This window comes from Methanobrevibacter sp. (assembly GCF_017410345.1).
Taxonomy (GTDB): domain Archaea; phylum Methanobacteriota; class Methanobacteria; order Methanobacteriales; family Methanobacteriaceae; genus Methanobrevibacter.
This window is the reverse complement of record NZ_JAFQQZ010000003.1, coordinates 13,449-32,268: the sequence shown is the minus strand read 5'-3', so window position 1 is coordinate 32,268 and position 18,820 is coordinate 13,449. Positions and strand designations below refer to the sequence as shown.

Here is an 18,820-nt window from a genome sequence, read left to right as displayed (position 1 = left end):
TTTTATTCTTTTTTATTTTTTATAATTGTCTTCGTTATGAAAAATATTATATATTGAAAAATAATAAAGATAATACTATTGATATAATTTAATTAAATTGATTTTAATTCGAGTAATCGATTTGTAGGGAGGTGTATAAATAAAAGATAAAGTTAAATGGATATCATTTAGCTTATTATTAATTTTTCTGATTACTGTTCCTTCAATTAATGCAGAAACTATTGATGATAATATTCTTAATGAAGATTTAGCTTATGAAAACAGTTTTGATTTAGAGATAAATGATTTGGATCCTATTACTGAATCTCCTAGTATTTCTAGTTCAGATTCAACTCTTAAGGACTCTAATTATCTCCAGAATTCAGATGAATCTTCACAGGAATTGATTAGCAGAATAAAAAATGCAAATAATGGAGATACAATCCTAATTGAACCTGGCACATATAAGGTTCATGGAATCAATATCACTAAAAACATTTCTCTGCAAGGCTATGGAGACCCACGTGAAGTCATTATCGATGGTGAAGAATTGTCAAGCATATTCTTCATTCAAGACATTGGCATAACTGCCAAATTTAATAACTTAACCATTACCAATGGGAAAACAGGTAATTTCGGTGGTGGAATCTGCATTGAAACAGGTAATGCTTATGTTGACAATTGCATCTTCATTAACAACACAGCATTAAATGTTACCAATGGAGGGGCTATTTCAAACTATGGAAATGAAACGGATAGAAGCTATTTGCTTGTAAACAATTCTCTATTCATAGGCAATCATGCAGACCATGATGGAGGTGCAGTAACTACCTGTTATGCAAAATCAGACATTTATAATTCTGTATTCATCAATAACTCTGCTCGTCGTGATGGTGGAGCTATTCGTGTGAGCATTTTTGGATATGGTAATGTTCAAGATTGTATTTTTATGTATAATCATGCAGATGAGTGGGCTGGTGCCTATTACAGTTGGGCTGGAAACTCCAGTCTTGACAGATGCATCTTCATCAACAATACAGCAGGCACAAATGGTGGAGCCATAATGGTTTCTGGAAACCTTAACCTCACAAATTCGATTATTTTAAACAATACAGCTGGCGAAACTGGAGGTTCATTTTATATTCAACAGCCAATGTTCAATGCTACAACAGTCATAAACGTGCATGATAACATCATAACAAATAATTCCTCTCCTTTAGGAAAAGAGGTATTTGTTAAATGGCCTGATGCAAAGTATTTGTTCCCTAAGTTCAATGATAACAATTGGGGAGATGAAGACCCAACCGATTCTTCTATTTTGGATCCTAATAATGTTTCAAAAAGGATAAAACCAACTAGAACTAATCAAAATATGGGTTTATTTGACTTATTGGACTTTTCATTGTTAAACAGATACTCTGATATTTTGCAGGATTATTATGGCAGGGATTATGATGATCATTTCAAACGTTTCAATTCAAGCGATAGTGGATTGAAATTTGATGACAATAAAACTGATGCAGGCAGTTCTAATGGGAAATCAAATACCGGAACAGATTTGAAAGATTCTTTGGGCAATCAGTCAAATGGTTTTTCAAGTAACTTATTGAACAATCAATCAAAATCCACATTAAGCAAATCAGCTATTGAATCAGATGAAGTGAATTCCACATTTGTTAGTGAGAATTCCAATAATAAGAAAATGGTTGAATTATTTGAAGAGGATCCTATTAGTCAAAAATCTTTTGATATCCGATACATATTAGTTTTCATTATTGTTTTGCTAATATTTGCATTTGGATTATTGAGAAAAAGAGATAGGTCAAATTAATTTAAATTTTTATTTTTTTATTATTTTTAGTCTAAATGACTAAAATTTTTTATTTTTTCTTACTATTTTACTATTTTACTATTTTACTATCAGTATTTTTATTATTTTTACTATTTTTATTTTAAAAATAGGATAATTAAACAAATAGTTATTATAAACGAAGTAATTATTATAAAACTTGATAAAAAAAGAAAAAAATAAAAAATAATAAATATTTTTTATTTATATTATTTTAAATGATTATTGCTATTTAAACTGGAATCTCGTTTTCTGGAACCTCATATTTGTAGACAACAGAGTAAAGTCTATCCACTATGTTTATCAAGGAACCAACAGATATTTCAATTTTATTATCGGAGTCTAAATAATTCCCCTTATCAAAACTGAATCTTCCAGTTCCATTGATTACATAGAAATGAACTTCAGTTTCCTTATCTGTACCTCTATTCAATGTAGCATAAATGTCAAAACTTGCAAGACTTGTATCAAGTTCCCCGTCCTTTTTGAAATTAATCACGTAAGTTCCAGGAGTTTCTGATTCGAATGTTTCAAATTTGATTTCGCTTGTCTTTATTCTTGGGCACATTGTTCCTACGCCAGTGATTCCAGTATCGTTATCCCAGGTTCTAAGGCTGTTTACACCGTACCAGTTAGGGCCGATTCTTAGTCTTAGGTTTTCATCTTCAGCACCAGGCCCATAGATTCCAAATGGATTTGCACTCATTTCACCAAGAATCATCATGCTTGGCCCTTCAGCATTTCTATAGATTGCATTGCTTGTTACAATAGGTTCTATTGCATCCTGAGCCAAGTCGTATCCTGCATTGAATCTTATGCCTTCAAGTGAATTGTCTGCAATCAGATTGCTTGTAATGACTATTCCAGTACTGTAATTGGAATCAAGTGAGATTCCGATATAGTTATTGCTGATATTGTTACTGTCAATTGTAATGTTTACTGCAGAGTTGTTGAGGAATATTCCATATCCTCTTGGCCCTTCTGGAACATCCATTATATACCAACCAATATTATCGATGATTTGGTTGTTTCTGATTTCTGTATTAGAGGATCCATATCCATATGTGATTCCATAATTGCTTAAGCTGATTTCATTGTCTTTAATGGATAAATTGTTTGAATATTCATTGTATAAGCCGTTTTCAAATGATTTAATGATATTTTCACTGATTAGGATATTTTCACTGTTCAATATTCTTATTCCAGTTCCAGGCATCATAGTGCTTCCATTATTATAATCATTGATTTTGGATTGGTTTAATGAATTGGCAATGCTATTGTTCAATATATTGATGTCTTTAGAGCCATTGATTAGTATTCCATCAGATTCCTTAGGATTGATTATAAAGTTTGAAACATTGACATTATTTGAGTTTATGCTAAATACAGGGCTGTTTGATGCCCCATTCAATATGGTGCCAATCTCAGATTTAATGTTCAACTCCTTATTGACATTCAATTTGATGTTGTTATAATTGTCTCCTAAGAATTCAATTGTATCCTCATTTTTTGAATTGTCAATTATCTTTTGGATTTCAGCATTAGGAAGACCATTGTCAATATATTTTGTATTGACAGCATCTTTGATAGTGATTATATTGCTAAGGCTAATTGCCTTATTAAGAGTGTTTCCCAAGAATTTGCTGATTATTTGATATGTGCCAGGATTTGCAATATTCACATTAAACTTTGCCATGCCGTTGGCATCTGTAACAGCAGTATAGTTTTCACAATCCAATTCAAATCTTATCTTTTCACCAGACAATCCTTTTCCTGCATAATCACTTAAATATACAGAATATTCTTCATCAGTATTATTTGAAAAAGTCCTGTCATAAGCGACAAGCTTAGGAGTTCCCCTTTCCACTGTAATCCTATTGGTTTTTGAAATGGCTTTATATTGGCTTGTTTTAGGAGAACTGATCTTTAAAGTGTATACTTTATCTCCAGTCAAGCTAATCTTTATTTTAGCTATTCCCTTGCTGTTTGTCTTTACAGTGTATGTTTTTGAGTTAAGTGTGAATTTGACTTTCTTGTTTGCAATTGCCTTATTGTTTTGGTCCTTTAGAGTAATGCTATAATATGCATCTACCTTTGGAGTGTATTTCTTGTTTGAACTGATTATCTTTTGGTTCAAACTGGTTATTGTTATCTTATTTGTTTTTGAAATAGCCTTGTACTGTTTTGTCTTTGGAGACTTTATCACTACCTTATATGTTTTTTTCTTGGAATAATTGATTTTGATTTTCACGATTCCATTTTTATTGGTTTTCTTATTGTATGTTTTTGTTCCGATTTTTACAGTGATTTTCTTATTGGCTATTGCAATATTGTTTTGGTCCTTTAAGGTAATGCTATAGTAATTCACTGTTTTTGGAGCATATTTTACATTTTTGCTGACTATTTTTTGCTTTAATACTTTAATTGTTATCTTGTTTGTTTTTGTTACAGCTTTATACTTGTTTGTTTTTGCAGATTTTATAGTGATCTTATATGTTTTCTTCTTAGCCAATTTGATTTTTACTTTAGCTATTCCCTTGCTGTTTGTCTTTACAGTGTATGTTTTTTTGTTAATTGTTACTTTGACGTTTTTATTTGCAATTACCTTATTGTTTTGGTCTTTTAAGGTAAAGGGGTAGTAACTGACTTTATTTGGGGCAAAGGATTTGTTTGAGCTGATTATTTTTTGACCAGTTCTTTTAACTGCAATGCTTGCCTTTGCACTGCTTACATTGTATTCCTCATCTCCATTGAAGCTTACGGTTATTGTGTAAGTTTTTTCACTGGATAGTTTAATTGGAATGCTCACTTTTCCATTTGCATCTGTAGTTCTTGTGTATGTGTTTCCATTTAAGCTAATTTTGATTGTTTTGCCTGCTAATGGGTTTCCATATTCATCTCTTATTGTAGCTGTAAAGCTTGCTCCAGAGTTTGGATAAGTGTTCATGTTGGAAACGGTTATTTTAGTGTTTATGCTATCTTTAGGAAGCTGGTCATCAGCTATATTGAAACTAGCATGAGGGTCAACAGTTGTCTTTCCAACAAGTCCAGGGAATACTGCAAGCAATACGTTTCCGCTTTCAAGATAATCTTTCTCACTAAAGCTGACTGTTGCAACACCATTTTTCATTAAAACGGTTTTAAAAATGTCTCCTTCTTGAGGTAGGGATTCGGTATTGTTTTTATTCAAGTAGAAGGTGACATAAATTGAACTTAAATCTGTTGCAACATTTCCTTTTGCATCTGTTATGGACACCTGATAGGTTCCCTTTTTGACTTGAGTGATTTCACTTATTTGAAGGTTACGATTTTCAGTGTTCCAACCGATGTTTGGAGGTTTATAAAGGGTGGCACCACAGATGGTTTCATCTATAAGGTATGCATATGCTAGATATACTGTGTTTTTATCAAGTTCATAGTTTCCGTTTCCCGGCCCTACATAAGTATAGGTATCTGTCGCACTATCATAGGTGTATTGTCCTTCAGGATCCTCTTTGTATTCAATATGGTAAACGGTTCTTTCAGTATGTCCCATGAAATAATTATTGTTAACCACTTCCAATTTGTCTGCCCCATTTTGCCAGTCCATGTTTTTTGTACGGTAGTCATTTAAAACACCATATTGGCCATTTTGTCTAAACAAGTTTCCTAAAATTTCGATTTTAGTGATATTGCAGTTTACATAGACACCTGCACCGCTTCCATCTTTTTGGTTAAATGCTATGAAGTTATTCAATATGTAAATGTAATCTGCTGTAGTTATGCTTATTCCTCTACCTTGGTTATAGGTAATGTTGTTTGTATCGATTGTTGTGTTTTTTGTGCTGCCAGAGATATTGATACCTGTTTTGGTATTGTTTGTGATATTATTGTTCCTTATGATTGTTTTAGTGCTGTCTACAATGTTTATTCCAATATTTGAATCCTTTATGATGGAATCTGTAATCTGTGTATTTGTAGCGTTTGCCACTCTTATTCCGTCTGCAATTTCAGTGCTTATTGAACAATTGACTATTTGGACATTGCTTGCTCCTTTAATATAGATTCCATAGTCGTTTTCTCTGGAATATTGATCATTTCCCAATAATTTGAATCCTTTTATTACAGTCTCGCTTGCTTCAGGGCTTATGTAGAATATTCCATGTGCGCCAGATCCATCTGTATTGGATGGGCAAGGGCTCATTGTAGTTCCCACTTCACTGATGATTGTTAATTTTTTATTGACTATAAAATGGCAGTGAACATATGCAGTTCCAGTGATGATGATTGTATCTCCATCATTTGCATTGTCTATTGCAGTTTGAATAGTGGGATTTGACATTTGGTTATATGCTTTTCCATCTACATAAGATGTTGATTGTAAAGTATTTGCATCTGAATTGGAACTTTTTAACGATTCCTCATCATAAGCAGCATTGCCTGAAATGCTTTCATCATCTATTGCATTTTCTTGGCTTATGTAATTCTGATTATCAATATCTTTATTATCGATAATCTCTAAATTTTCGTCTAAACTATCACTGATATTAACTTCTTCAAAATCTTCGGCATAGACTATTCCTGTGTTAATCAATGCAATTATTAAAAATAAAGAAATTAATAGTATATTTTTTCTTTTCATTCTCTTTCCCTACTTTATTTAATTAAATAACTAATATTTTGCTTTATAAATATCTTGTTCTTTTTAATTTATTTGATAAATTTTCTAATTATATAACTATCTATATGAATTTATGTGCATTTCATTTTTATAAATTTTTTCTTAATTTGATTAACAATTGTTATAATTTTTGAAATGGGTCCTGCTTCAATTATCAGATAAGATCTATTAAAAAGAGTCATTAGTTTTTGGATGTTTTAAAAAATAAAAAAGAGAAAAGTAATTTAATTACTTTTCAAAATCAGTTAATTTATTTTACAGTAAAGTATGCTTTTTTGGTAATTGCTTTGTAGGTGTTGTCACCTGCAAATTTAGCGGTTGCTAAGAATTTACCTTTTTTAGTTACTTTTACTTTGATTGTAGCTACACCTTTAGCGTTGGTTTTAGCGCTGAATGTTTTACCATTTACTTTAATGGTAATTTTTTTACCTTTGATAGCTTTACCTTTGGAATCTTTAAGAGTGAATTTTACGCTTTTAACTTTTTTCACTTTTAAAGTAGCTTTCTTGAAGGTAGCTTTGGTAGCTTGTACATTTACTTTAATGTTTTTAGCTGTTGTAACTGCATTGTTTTTATCATTACCTAAATAAGATACAGCAATTTGGTAGTTTCCTTTGGTTGCAACATTGATGCTAAGTTTTGCTTTACCGTTTTCATCGGTTTTTACAGTAGTGGTTTTTCCATTAAAGTAGAAGGTTACGCTTTCACCAACCAATGCTTTACCAGTGGAATCTTTTAAGGTAATTGTGTAGTATTTAGCAATTTTTGCAGTAGCAGTCATTGCACTAGCAGTAATGGTTGGAGTAGTTTTAACTGCAGTACTTGCAAAGTTAATGCTGGTTTCTGCTGCTTTGAGTTCTTCATCTCCAGCAAATGCAAGAGCAATTACACCATCTTCAGCTACATCAATAGTTAAAAGACCGTCTGCGTCGGTTTCACCAGTTTGGGTTGCTCCACCGTTGATAGAGTAGCTAATTTCTTTTCCAGCTTGTGCTACACCGTTTACATCTACCAATTCAATAGTTACTTTTTTGGTTGCAGTTGAAATGTCTTTAATGATTATGGAAGTAGCTACTGGATCAGCTGCAGGGAAAACAGGGTCAGTTTCACTACCCCAGTCAGCATACCATACAGTTACAGGAGTTACTCCTTCTGCAATAGTGTTTCCACTAATGTTAATAGGTGCATATGGGCTTAATTGTCCTTGGTTACTTAAAATGTACATGAAGGTAATGGTTGCTGGGTTAGCACCTTCAGCTACGGTTAAAGTGTTTCCAGTGATGTTAATGTCACCGATAGCACTTGGGTATCCGTGTGCAGTGTTACCTGATTCAGCTTTCATGAAGATAGATCCTTCAGTAGCTTCAATAGTGTTGTCTGCAATGATATACCCGTTTGCTGCTTTTTGAGTACTGATTACAGGTAAATCTTTAAAGATTACATTTCCTTCTGCATCTTCACACCATCCGCATCTGATGAATGAGTTGTTTGCAATAACACATCCTTGGGTGGAAGCTCCACCGAAGTAGATAGCGTAACAGTTTTCGATGAAAGTGTTGTCGGTCATTATGTTGTTACCGGAGTTACTTGCAATGGAAATACCGTCAAGAACTTGTCCTTCAAAGGTACAATCTTTTACTGTGATATCGTGGGAACCCATAAGGTTAATTGCTTTGGTACCGTATTCTTTTGTTCCTCCATTGGTTACTTTTTCAGAAGAACCGTTGAAGTAAGAGTTTGTAATGTTACAGAATGCTGCTCCTCTACCGTAAACACCGCTACCCCAATCGAGGAATTTACAGTTGTTTACAGTACCGTTTTCAATAGCTAATTGGATAGCATAACCTGAAACTTGTTGGCCGTATGTTTTTTTACCGTCAGTGTTGATGAATGTGATTCCGTCAAATCCGGTTCCAGCTACATTTGCAATGAAAAGTGCACCAGATCCGCCTTGGGAAGCACCACTTGCTTTAATGACAACATTGGTACCTTTTACGGTAACTTTCTTAGTAATATTGAAAATTTTTCCATCTGCTACATTATAAACTTGGTCTACACCTAAGTCTACTTCTCCTCCATCTTCAGCATTATCGATTAAAGTTTGTATATCATCGCCGGTCTTTTCCTCACCATCTGCCAATACTGCATCATCTGCTGCTGCAGGTTCTTCTACAGCTACAACTTCGCCAATTCCTGCATCAGTTATGACATCATCTACAGCCACATCATCCGCTGCAGATACTGCGGAAAGAGAAATTGCAACTATGAATACTGCAAGAAGAGATAAGATTATCTTTTTATTCATATTTTTTCTCCTTATTTTTCCTTTTTTAAAAGAAATTTAGTAAATTGCACTAATATCAATGTTTTTTCTCAATGTCTTCTCATTTTCAATTTTATGAGAAATAACATCGGTATTTGTATTTGCAAAAAATTTTTTTCTAAGGTTTTAAACTTTAGATAGTTTTTGCAAATAAAATATTTCATATTAGTATGTATATTTATTATCGATATGTAATATAAAGTTTATCGTTTATTTTTTTATTTATTATTTTTCTAATTTTGTTTTTTACTTTGCTAAATATTAGTTATTTTATTAAAAAAAGTTATATTTTATATATTTTTTAATTTATTTCTAATTTTTTGCTTTTTAAGTTTTTTAAATGAATTTAAATGAAATAAATTTAATTTCGCATTGATATTTCTTTTGTAATTTTTTAGTAGATTTTTAATAATTTTTTAATTTTTATTTGATAATCTATTCAATTTTCGTATGTTTATGCATTTAATTTATATTCGAGTAATTTATTTTTTTATAATTTTGAATTCTATTCATTTTTAGAAACTTATTTATATTTTAAATAATAAATTACTGTTCATAATAAATTTATATTTCGAAAATTATCAGAAATAAAAAATTATTTTCATCATTATAATTATATAATTTACTCTTGATCTTTTCGTGATATGAATATTGGTTCATTATTAGACAGTAAAAATTAAAATTAATTCATATTTCTATATTTTTGTGGGAGGTGAAATGTATTAGGAAGAGAATATTAATGATTTTTATTATCTTAATATTCTTCACAAGTCTTGGATCTGCAGTTGCAACTGAAGATAATGATTTATCGGATTTATCTGTGGATGTTTCATCAGATTCTATCAGTTCTCAAGATGAAGTTATTGATAGTGATATTTTAGATGAGACCATTAATGATGAGTCCAATATTGATTATTCATCAGATTCCATTGCAGAGATTTCAGATGTATCTGGAAATTCAAATAATAAGAAATCCAAGGATATCTTAAGTTCAACTGACGATTCTAGCAAAATCGATAATGATGTTTTATTAACCCAATCAGACAGTTCTGCTTCTTTATTGAAAGGTCCACAAACCATTATAATCAAAGATGCAAGTTCCTATGATGGTTCCATCAATGAATATATTCAGAATCTTATCGATGATGTGGCAGCTGGAAGCACTATTCAGTTTACAGGTTCCTCCTATGAAAATATCTATTTGAAGATTTCAAAGCCTTTAAACATTATAAGTAAATCTGGCACATTGATTACTAATATCTTCAATATTCCTGTATTTACTATATTGTCAGGAGGGTCTGGAACAAACATTAGCGGTTTTACCACTAATCTGGTCGGTTCCTTTGTAGATGCAAGTGATGTTTCAGGAATTAGAATCTCTGGAAATAAAATATCTACAAAACGGAATGGGATAGTTTTCAATGATGTTTACGATTCCACTATAAGTAACAATGTCTTTTCAAGCTTTAAAATTGCAATAGATATTTCCAAATCTGGTGGAGTGACTATTTCCAAGAATAACATTACACCAAATAACGGGAATAATATTGGAATCAATTTAAAGGGCATTAGCAGCAAAAAGGGAATCAGTATACTCAACAACAACATAATTTCCAATGATAAGCGTGTAGAAGGCACTGCCATATACTTCGGCAAGGATGCTTGCAACGTATTGATGAAAGGAAATACAATAAGAAAATGGTATACAGCTATTGATTTTCCTTATTCAGTAAATAATGTGTCAATCATCAACAATACAATCAGCGACAATGGTGATGGTGTTATCATACAAGGTTGGATCAATGACTTTACCTTTAACAAGAATCTTGTAACCGGCAACAGTCGAGTGGGGGTCTTGTTCGATTATGATTTCATGGGAACCAAGGGCAATTTCACTTTGGAAAACAACTTCTTCTCATATAATGGCGTATTGGATTTGCAAAATAAGGGTGATAAAGCTGTAAGCATTGGAAAGAACTTTGCAAAGAATAGGTGTTATAGGGTTGGAATGAAATATGGATTTAACATTCGCTCTCGCCAAAGCGGAAGCAAATATTATTTCTCAGTTGTTGACAGGTACGGCAATGCCGTTTCTGGATTGCCTAATTTTTCAGCTGTTCTAACTGTTAATGGTCGTTCTTATACTGTTAATTTCATCAATTCTGTTGCGTATTTGGATATTGGTTCAGGTGCTGGAGGAAAGGGAAGCTCAAGTTCTTCTCTTAATGTAGGTGAGGATAATAGGCAATTCAGCCAGTGGGGTCAATTTGACCAAGTGGATTCTGAAGAAATGGATTATTATGAAAGTTTCTATAATGAATTGTTGAAGGCATTGAGTTCAAATTCAAAAAGAAATTCAAATGCAGATTCTCAAAATAATCCAAGCCATGCTAATTCCCAAAACCAATCAGGTTCCGGTGATTCTGGACTATCTTCAGGGGATTATTCAATCAATTCCAATGGAGTGTTATCTGGAAGCTCAGGCAGTGCAGGTGTTTCTGCATCATCCTCAGCAGGTCCATCACCAAGTTCCAGTGTTCCTGAAAGTGCATCTGCCAAAACATTATCCATTGATGATGAAACATTCAGAGTTATTGGTGTTGGCGGATTAGTGATTTTAATAATACTTGTCATAGGATTATACTACCGTGAAGATATTATTGAGATGATGAAAGAATAGTTCAAGCTTGTCAAAAGCTTTGAACACCTTTATTTCTTAATTTTTTTAATTTTTTAATTTTTTACTTTTTTTTAAAATACTTTATTTTTTTATAGCTTTTTTTAATTTTTTTAGATTTTTCTATTTTTTGGGCATTTTTAAAATTTTTATTTTAATAATCATCTTCGATTAACTAAAATTTATATATCGATTTAAATATATCTAATATTAATTATACTAACAAATAGGGTAGAGAAATCATGAAAATAAATTTTAATAGATTATTATTATCAATATCATTAATTTTCATTCTAATTTTAAGTTTGGGATTAGTTTCTGCTTCAAATAATTCTAATGATTTAATCGATATAAATTATGATGATAATACAATAGTTGAAAATTCTGAAATTTCAGATTCAGATTGGGGGGCTGTTTATACTTCTGAATTTGGTAATTCTATTTCTGATTCAGATTTAGAGAATGAGGATTTAAATGATCAAATAAGTTCATATCATCACTCTGAAGATATGCTCACTTCAGAGAGTGGGGATGATTTCACTGTCATTCAAAATCTATTTGATCAAGCCAATGAAAATGATACAGTTATTCTCAAGGGACTTTATTCAGGTGATTCTAAAATAATCATCAATAAGACTTTAAATATTGTTGGAGATGATTCTGGTGCTACGCTTGACGCTAAGTTCTTAACTCAAATATTGGATATAAGATCTCCAAATGTATTGATTAAAAACATCAGGTTTGCCAATTCCCATGGAATGTCAGTTTCAATCAATGATGGGAATGTAACCATAGATAATTGTATCTTTGAAAACTCAATAAATGGGGAATTAGGCTCTGCATTAAGTTGCTTCGGAGATAATGCTAAAATCTTAAACACAAAATTCTTAAACAATATAGCTAATAAGTCCAGCTGTCACCATACTGATGGTCCAGCAATTTACTTAATATCCAACAATGCAGTAATAGACAATTGCACTTTCATAAACAATACAGGTTACAATTATGAAACTGCATCTTCAGGAGGAGCTATTTGGTTGAAAGGATTCAATAATTCCATTTCAAATTCCATTTTCATCAACAATTCAGCAATATCAAAATTTGCATGGACATTGCATGGTGAAGAGCAAACATATTTGGCTGATGGATTAGGGGGAGCTATTCATTGGGTTGGAAACAATGGAAGGATTGATAACTGCAGTTTCATTAATTGCATATCCCATACCTACGGTGGAGCAATCTACTTGAAGGCGATTAATAATTTTTCAATAAACAACTCCAAATTTATCAATAATTATGCTGTTGGAGATGCTGGAGCAATTTATTTAGGTCAAAATGTTTTCAATATGGAAATAAGCAACTGCGAGTTTGAAGAAAATGTCGCTTTAGGATTAAGAGGAGTTCTTATGCAAAATGATGCTTATGGGGGAGCTATTTTTGCAAGCAAATTCGTTGAAAACATGTCTATCTTCAATTCCAGTTTCTTAAAGAATTATGGGGATGCTTCCATTTATTATTTAGGTTCCAATCTTCAAGTGTCTGCTTCAATATTGGAAAGGCCTGAGTTGATTATAGAAAATGAAACCTTGGAAAGGTTCCTTAAGGCGATAAAGGATTCAACTTTGGAAGAATGTAATTTAGAAATCAATAACTTCACTTTATATTCTGCATCTGGCACCTTATTTGAAGCTATTGTATTTGGGGATGGAAGTATAGACAATAACAATTGGGGATTCAACATAACAAATCCTGATGAATTTATCCAATTGAAACTAATCAAGTCCAATGGGCAATATATCTCCCCTACTTTCTGGATAAATATGATCATTAAGGAATCTGATTCTCAAGGCAATGGGTCTGCAGTTCCTAATGCAACAATTACAAGAAATAAGACTGTGTTGGTTTCTAAGGATATGACAACTACAACAGTTTACAGCAAGGATGGAAAGATTGGAAAGTACTTCCAAATCAGATTAACAGATTCCAATTCAAAAGCCTTAGTTAATAAAAGGATAATTATTAACTTCAATGGAAAGAATTACTATAGGACAACAGATAAAAATGGGTATGTTAAATTACAGATTAATTTAGCTAAAAAGGGAACTTACACTATTGTGGCTTGTTTCTTAGGAGACAATAATTATGATGCAACCTTTAGGTCATACAAGATTAAGGTAAATCCGGTTAAAGCCAAATTGAAAGTCTCAAATAAGAAATTCAAGCTCAAATCAAAGAAAAAGACCTTGGCTGCCAAATTCCTAAGTCCGAAGGGAAAGGCTATTAAAGGCAAGAAAATAAACTTTAGGATCAATGGAAAAACATACACAGCAAAAACCAATTCAAAAGGAATTGCTGTTGTGAAAGTTAAATTGAATAAAAGGAAAAGCTATAAATTCACTGCCAAATTTGCAGGAGACAATACCTTTAAAGCAATTAGCGTAAAGGGAAAAGCAGTTGTGAAATAAATTTTCTCAATTTCTTTTCCATTTTCTTTTTAGTTTTCTTTTTTATTTTAATAAGAAATTCATTATCAAATTCTTCTTTTTTTCATTTTTTCTCTTAAATTCCTTATCGATATGTTTATATAATCACATTTAAAAATATATTATTAATTAAACTAAAATGTGATATGCTATGATGGATTTGATTTTTGAATATCTAATTGTTTTTATTTTATTATTCGTTACCAATATTGCCTTTTTAGTTAAAAAGTACGATTTTAATAAAAATAAATTTATTCCATTTGTCTTGATTTATGGTGCGATAGTATTTATTTTATCATTCATATCATCCTCTTTAAACTTAGGGGAATATGTGATTCCATTCATGCCATATGTTTTAGGATTCGTTAGCTTATTGGTTCTAATACTTGCAATACGCTTTGTTAGCTTTGGCAGGAATCATGGTATTGAAAATGATAGGATTGTATTCTACGGCACTGTTTTATCTTCATTCATATCAATTGGAGCATTGTCATTATGCTTAAAATCAGATAATTTAGTTTTAAATTCATTGGAATTAGCTATTTTATCCATTATAGTTCTGCTTTTGGTTTATAAAATTTCTAAAATATTCAACAAGGCTAAAAGGCCATATTATGCTGTAATCGGGGAATATATGTTTTTGGAATTTATATTCTTGCTGATTTTGGCTTTGACTTTTAGTTCTGTTAGAGAATTAGATTACTCAATCTTCAAGTCTTTTCTAATCCTAACCCCTACTTACCAAGTGATGTATGCAATAATCGTTATTCTCATTATCCTTGTTTTAGGTGTTTTATATAGCGATTGGGTCTTAAAAAGACTTAAAAGAAAATAATGTATTATTATTTCAAATTATAAATTTTTAAAATTAAAAGAAAATAATATTCTTATTATTTTTAAATTAATAATTTTCAAATTAATTATTTTCAAATTAATAATTTTCAAATTCATAAAGAAAATATTTTCATATTTATTTAATTATTTAATAAATTGGTGGAGAGAATGATACTTCAAGGTACAGGAATTTTAACTTCATTTATACATATAATCTCAGAAAGTTTGCTTGCACCTGTTGTAATTATTTTAGTTATTTTCCTCGTATATGCGATTTTAAGCTTAGGAGGATTTTTAAATGAATGGTTTACCAAGAAGCCATTGAAATCCGATGCTTTGGAATCATTGTTGCAGAATGTATCAAAATCAAGCAGTCCTGATGAATTGAAGGCTGTTATTGATTCAAGTGCATTGTATAAGGAACAAAAGGACATCCTTGTAAAAATAACAAATAATTATAATTTAGGTCCTGATGCAAGAAAGGCATTTGCAAGCAAATTGATTGAAGAGGAAGAGAGCAATTTGCTTAAGCTTACTTCAAAAACAGATATTTTAGTAAGATTAGGCCCTATTTTCGGTTTGCTTGGTACTTTAATACCATTAGGGCCAGGACTTTCTGCTTTGGGTACTGGTGACATCACTACCTTGGCACAATCCTTGACAATTGCTTTTGACACTACAGTTACAGGTTTAACCATTGGTGCTATAGGATATGTCATTTCCAAATACAGGAAGCAATGGTATGAAAGTGACTTGACCACTACTGAAGCTGTTGCAGAGGCGATTTTAGAGAAATTAAATGGATTCTAGTTAGGTTATTGGCAGTGAAAATTGGCAGTGAAACTGGTGATAATATGTTAAGAAAAAGAAAACGCTTTAGCGATGATGGTGATGAGGATCCTATGACTGGTATTTCAAACCTTTCAGATGCTATGTTGGTATTGGCATTAGGATTTTTAATATTTGCCATTATGGCTCTTCAAGTCAATCCAGATATGATGGCTAAGACACATGAATCACAGGCAAAGCAAGCCACTTCTCAAGTGAGCACAGGTGAAGACTTTACCAGCAATGCAAGTGCAGGGTCTTCCCTTGAGCAATCAGGTTATGCGGAAGTCGGAAAGGTCTATAGAGATCCTGATACAGGTAAACTGGTAATGGTTCAGGAGTGACGATTGATTTAATATAATTATATTTAATTAATTATTTTTTATTCTAAATTTATTTTTTTAATTGAAATTTTAATTTTTCTTTTAATTCATTTTTTAATTTGCCTCCTTTAAATGATATTTTTGATGGCATAAAAGTGTTTGGAGTTGTATATATGGCAAATGTCAATACAAGTGTGGAATATAGGATTACCATAGGTGAGGATTCTTTTCTATTGGATGAGAAAAAGTATTTGCTTTTGGATTATATCAACGATTTAGGTTCAATAAGAGCAGCTGCAAATGAGCTCAGCTTTTCCTACCGTACCGCTTTAAATTACATTAAAAAGATGGAGTCTACCTTGAATGTTAATGTAATTGAAACTCAAAAGGGAGGCAGTGGCGGTGGTGGAAGTGCTGAACTTACTGAAGAAGGGTTAAAGATATTGCGCGAATGCAAGAAGATTAATGCAATCATGGAGCTTCATCGTGAAGTCAATGAATTGGAAGCGGAGCTTGTAGATATTGATTATTCTAAAGGAGTTATGAAAATACGCATGAAAACTCTTGATATAACCATTCCTTTAAACAATAAATACAAAATAGGAGACCGTTTGTTGGCTTTAATCAGTTATGATAACATATTCATTATGAACAGTCCTCAAAAATCCAGCATTCGAAATAATTTTAAAGGGAAAATTGTCGAGCTCATTCTTATTGATGATATGATCCGTGCTAAGGTTGATGTGGATGGGGTCATTTTCTATAGTGATATAACTTTATCTGCATCCAAAGAGTTGGATCTTATTTTAGGCCAAGATGTATATATAGGATTTAAGGCTCTTGCGATTGCTACTTTAAAATTAAATTAATTCTTTTTTATTCTTTTTCTTTTCATCATTATTCGTTAATTCTTATTTTTTGTTTGCTTGTTTTTTCATATTTCTTAAATATCCCTTTAATTTATCATGATTTATCATGATTTTGGGGATAGGATTTTTTTCGATAAAACAAATTTTTTTCAAAATCCCTTCTATCGTTTTATAAATAGTTTTCATGTTGGTCTATTTTCTTTTATTTTTGCAATTAAAGGGTTTTAACAGCGTTATCTGTTTTTATTCTTTAATATTTTTCTAATTTTTTTGTTCGTTGTGTCAACGAGTATATTCTTAATTTTTTTATAATATTTAGTAAATTGTAAAAATTTATTGATATGAAACTTAATTTAGTTATTAAAAAAACTATTTTTATGATGTTTTATACTTTTTAAATAATTTTACAAGGAGATTTTAATTTGTCATTATTTATCAATAAGAATATATTTTTATATCGAAGTAAATTATTCATTTTTATATAACTAAATTTATATAGATTTTTATTTTTATTAATATTATTTATATGCAAATCTTAATAAATTTGAACATTTTTTAATTTTTCTCTATTTTTCATCGTTATGAATCTAATTTCTCTTTGAAAAAATGCCATTCTGTTTTATATAAATCTTTCCTTTTCATTTTAATAGCAAAGTCTTTTTATATGTATGATAAATAATTATAATTAATGCTCTCTTTATGTAAGGTTTGACATGAACCTCGAGAGTATTGATTATTATATGGGATAATTTAAAAAAGAGGTTGAGATATATGAGTTTTAAAAGTCCTGCAGATACTGCAAAAGCAATTGCATCTGCAGCTACCGCAAAAGGTGAAATGCCTATCGCAAAACTTGCTGTTTTAGGTTTCTTAGCAGGTGCATACATCGCATTCGGTGGATTATTAGCTGAAGTAGCTAACACTGGTGCAGTAGCTGGTGGCGTACCAATAGGTATTTCTAAATTGATCTTCGGGGGCGTGTTCCCTGTAGGTTTAATTATGGTTGTCATTTGTGGATCCGAATTATTCACTGGTGACGTAATGTTTATGACTATGGGTCTCTTAGATGGTAAAACTGATATTATGGGATTACTCAAAAACTGGGTTGGATCTTGGGTATTCAACTTAGTCGGTGGTCTCTTTGTTGCTTACGTACTTGCTTTCGCAACTGGTATTATGGTACCTGAAGCATTCGCTGGCGGTGCAATTACCATTGCTAACACCAAAGCTTTAGGTGGAGCATCCTTCATGGCAGCTGGTAAATCAACTGCTTCTTTAACTTGGGTACAATGTTTCCTTAGAGGTATTGGTTGTAACTGGTTAGTATGTTTAGCAGTATACTTAGCTAACGCAGCAGAAGATGTTGTAGGTAAATTCTTCGGTATTTGGTTCCCAATCATGGCGTTTGTATGTATTGGATTTGAGCACAGTGTCGCAAACATGTTCTTCATCCCATTAGGTATCTTCTTAGGTGCTGAAGTAACCTGGGCACAATTCTTCATCAACAACTTAATACCTGTAACCTTAGGTAACATCGTTGGTGCTGCAGTATTCGTAGCATGTGCATACTGGTTCGTATACTTACGTGACTAAATGTACAAAATCAGTTTGGATCTAATATTCTTGTATTAGTCAAACACAAAGGATTTTTTAAATCCCTAAATTTGTATTTACTTATTGAAATATTTGAGCGAAACCTATTTAATTCAAATATCAATAAGTATCTACAAAATTTATATAGTTTTTAGAAATTTTTAATAAAAAATTTCATTTGAATAAAAATCATACTTATATAAAGAATTTTTTACAATTCTTAAAAAAAAACAAATAGAGATTTCTCTATTTTCACAAAATTTCATGATAATATAATATTATATTATAAATGTACTTTGATATTATTGTCAATTTCTTTTATTGGATTATAACAATAGACACAATTCACAATACTCGACACAATTCACAATAATCCAGAAAGAAACTTAATAAATTATATAT

Annotated in this window: 10 protein-coding genes; 8 read left to right on the top strand and 2 right to left on the bottom strand. The window is 31.3% G+C overall.

Features of this window, described 5'->3' with window-relative positions; translation table 11 throughout:
* Positions 1 to 286: 286 nt before the first annotated feature.
* Positions 287 to 1,810, top strand: a complete 1,524-nt coding sequence (locus IJE13_RS00330; protein WP_292775684.1) for a hypothetical protein — start codon at positions 287 to 289, stop codon at positions 1,808 to 1,810.
* 250 nt (positions 1,811 to 2,060) lie between these two features.
* Here IJE13_RS00330 and IJE13_RS00325 read toward each other — a convergent pair whose 3' ends face one another.
* Positions 2,061 to 6,401, bottom strand: a complete 4,341-nt coding sequence (locus IJE13_RS00325; RefSeq protein ID WP_292775681.1) for a right-handed parallel beta-helix repeat-containing protein — start codon at positions 6,399 to 6,401, stop codon at positions 2,061 to 2,063.
* 337 nt (positions 6,402 to 6,738) lie between these two features.
* Entirely contained in the window at positions 6,739 to 8,793 is a 2,055-nt protein-coding gene (locus tag IJE13_RS00320) for a right-handed parallel beta-helix repeat-containing protein (RefSeq protein ID WP_292775679.1), read from the bottom strand.
* Between the two features lie 757 nt (positions 8,794 to 9,550).
* On the opposite strand from IJE13_RS00320, the gene IJE13_RS00315 reads away from it, so the two are divergent.
* The 7 genes from IJE13_RS00315 to IJE13_RS00285 all read left to right on the top strand — a co-directional run bounded on the left by IJE13_RS00315 (position 9,551) and on the right by IJE13_RS00285 (position 18,418).
* Entirely contained in the window at positions 9,551 to 11,491 is a 1,941-nt protein-coding gene (locus IJE13_RS00315; protein ID WP_292775676.1) for a right-handed parallel beta-helix repeat-containing protein, read from the top strand.
* Positions 11,492 to 11,730: 239 nt separating this feature from the next.
* Positions 11,731 to 13,953: a hypothetical protein gene (locus tag IJE13_RS00310; RefSeq protein WP_292775673.1), complete on the top strand. Its 2,223-nt coding sequence runs from the start codon at positions 11,731 to 11,733 to the stop codon at positions 13,951 to 13,953.
* A gap of 169 nt (positions 13,954 to 14,122) precedes the next feature.
* Entirely contained in the window at positions 14,123 to 14,806 is a 684-nt protein-coding gene (locus tag IJE13_RS00305) for a hypothetical protein (protein ID WP_292775670.1), read from the top strand.
* A 167-nt stretch (positions 14,807 to 14,973) separates the two neighbouring features.
* The gene (locus IJE13_RS00300; RefSeq protein ID WP_292775668.1) at positions 14,974 to 15,615 is read left to right on the top strand and encodes a MotA/TolQ/ExbB proton channel family protein; all 642 of its coding nucleotides are present in this window, start codon (positions 14,974 to 14,976) and stop codon (positions 15,613 to 15,615) included.
* Between the two features lie 14 nt (positions 15,616 to 15,629).
* Positions 15,630 to 15,977 (top strand): DUF2149 domain-containing protein, encoded by a 348-nt coding sequence (locus IJE13_RS00295; protein ID WP_292775686.1) that lies wholly within the window; start codon positions 15,630 to 15,632, stop codon positions 15,975 to 15,977.
* Between the two features lie 152 nt (positions 15,978 to 16,129).
* Positions 16,130 to 16,825 carry a TOBE domain-containing protein gene (locus IJE13_RS00290; protein WP_292775665.1) on the top strand — a complete coding sequence of 232 codons (696 nt, stop codon included), beginning with the start codon at positions 16,130 to 16,132 and terminating at the stop codon, positions 16,823 to 16,825.
* Between the two features lie 771 nt (positions 16,826 to 17,596).
* Entirely contained in the window at positions 17,597 to 18,418 is an 822-nt protein-coding gene (locus IJE13_RS00285) for a formate/nitrite transporter family protein (protein WP_292775662.1), read from the top strand.
* Positions 18,419 to 18,820: the final 402 nt, after the last annotated feature.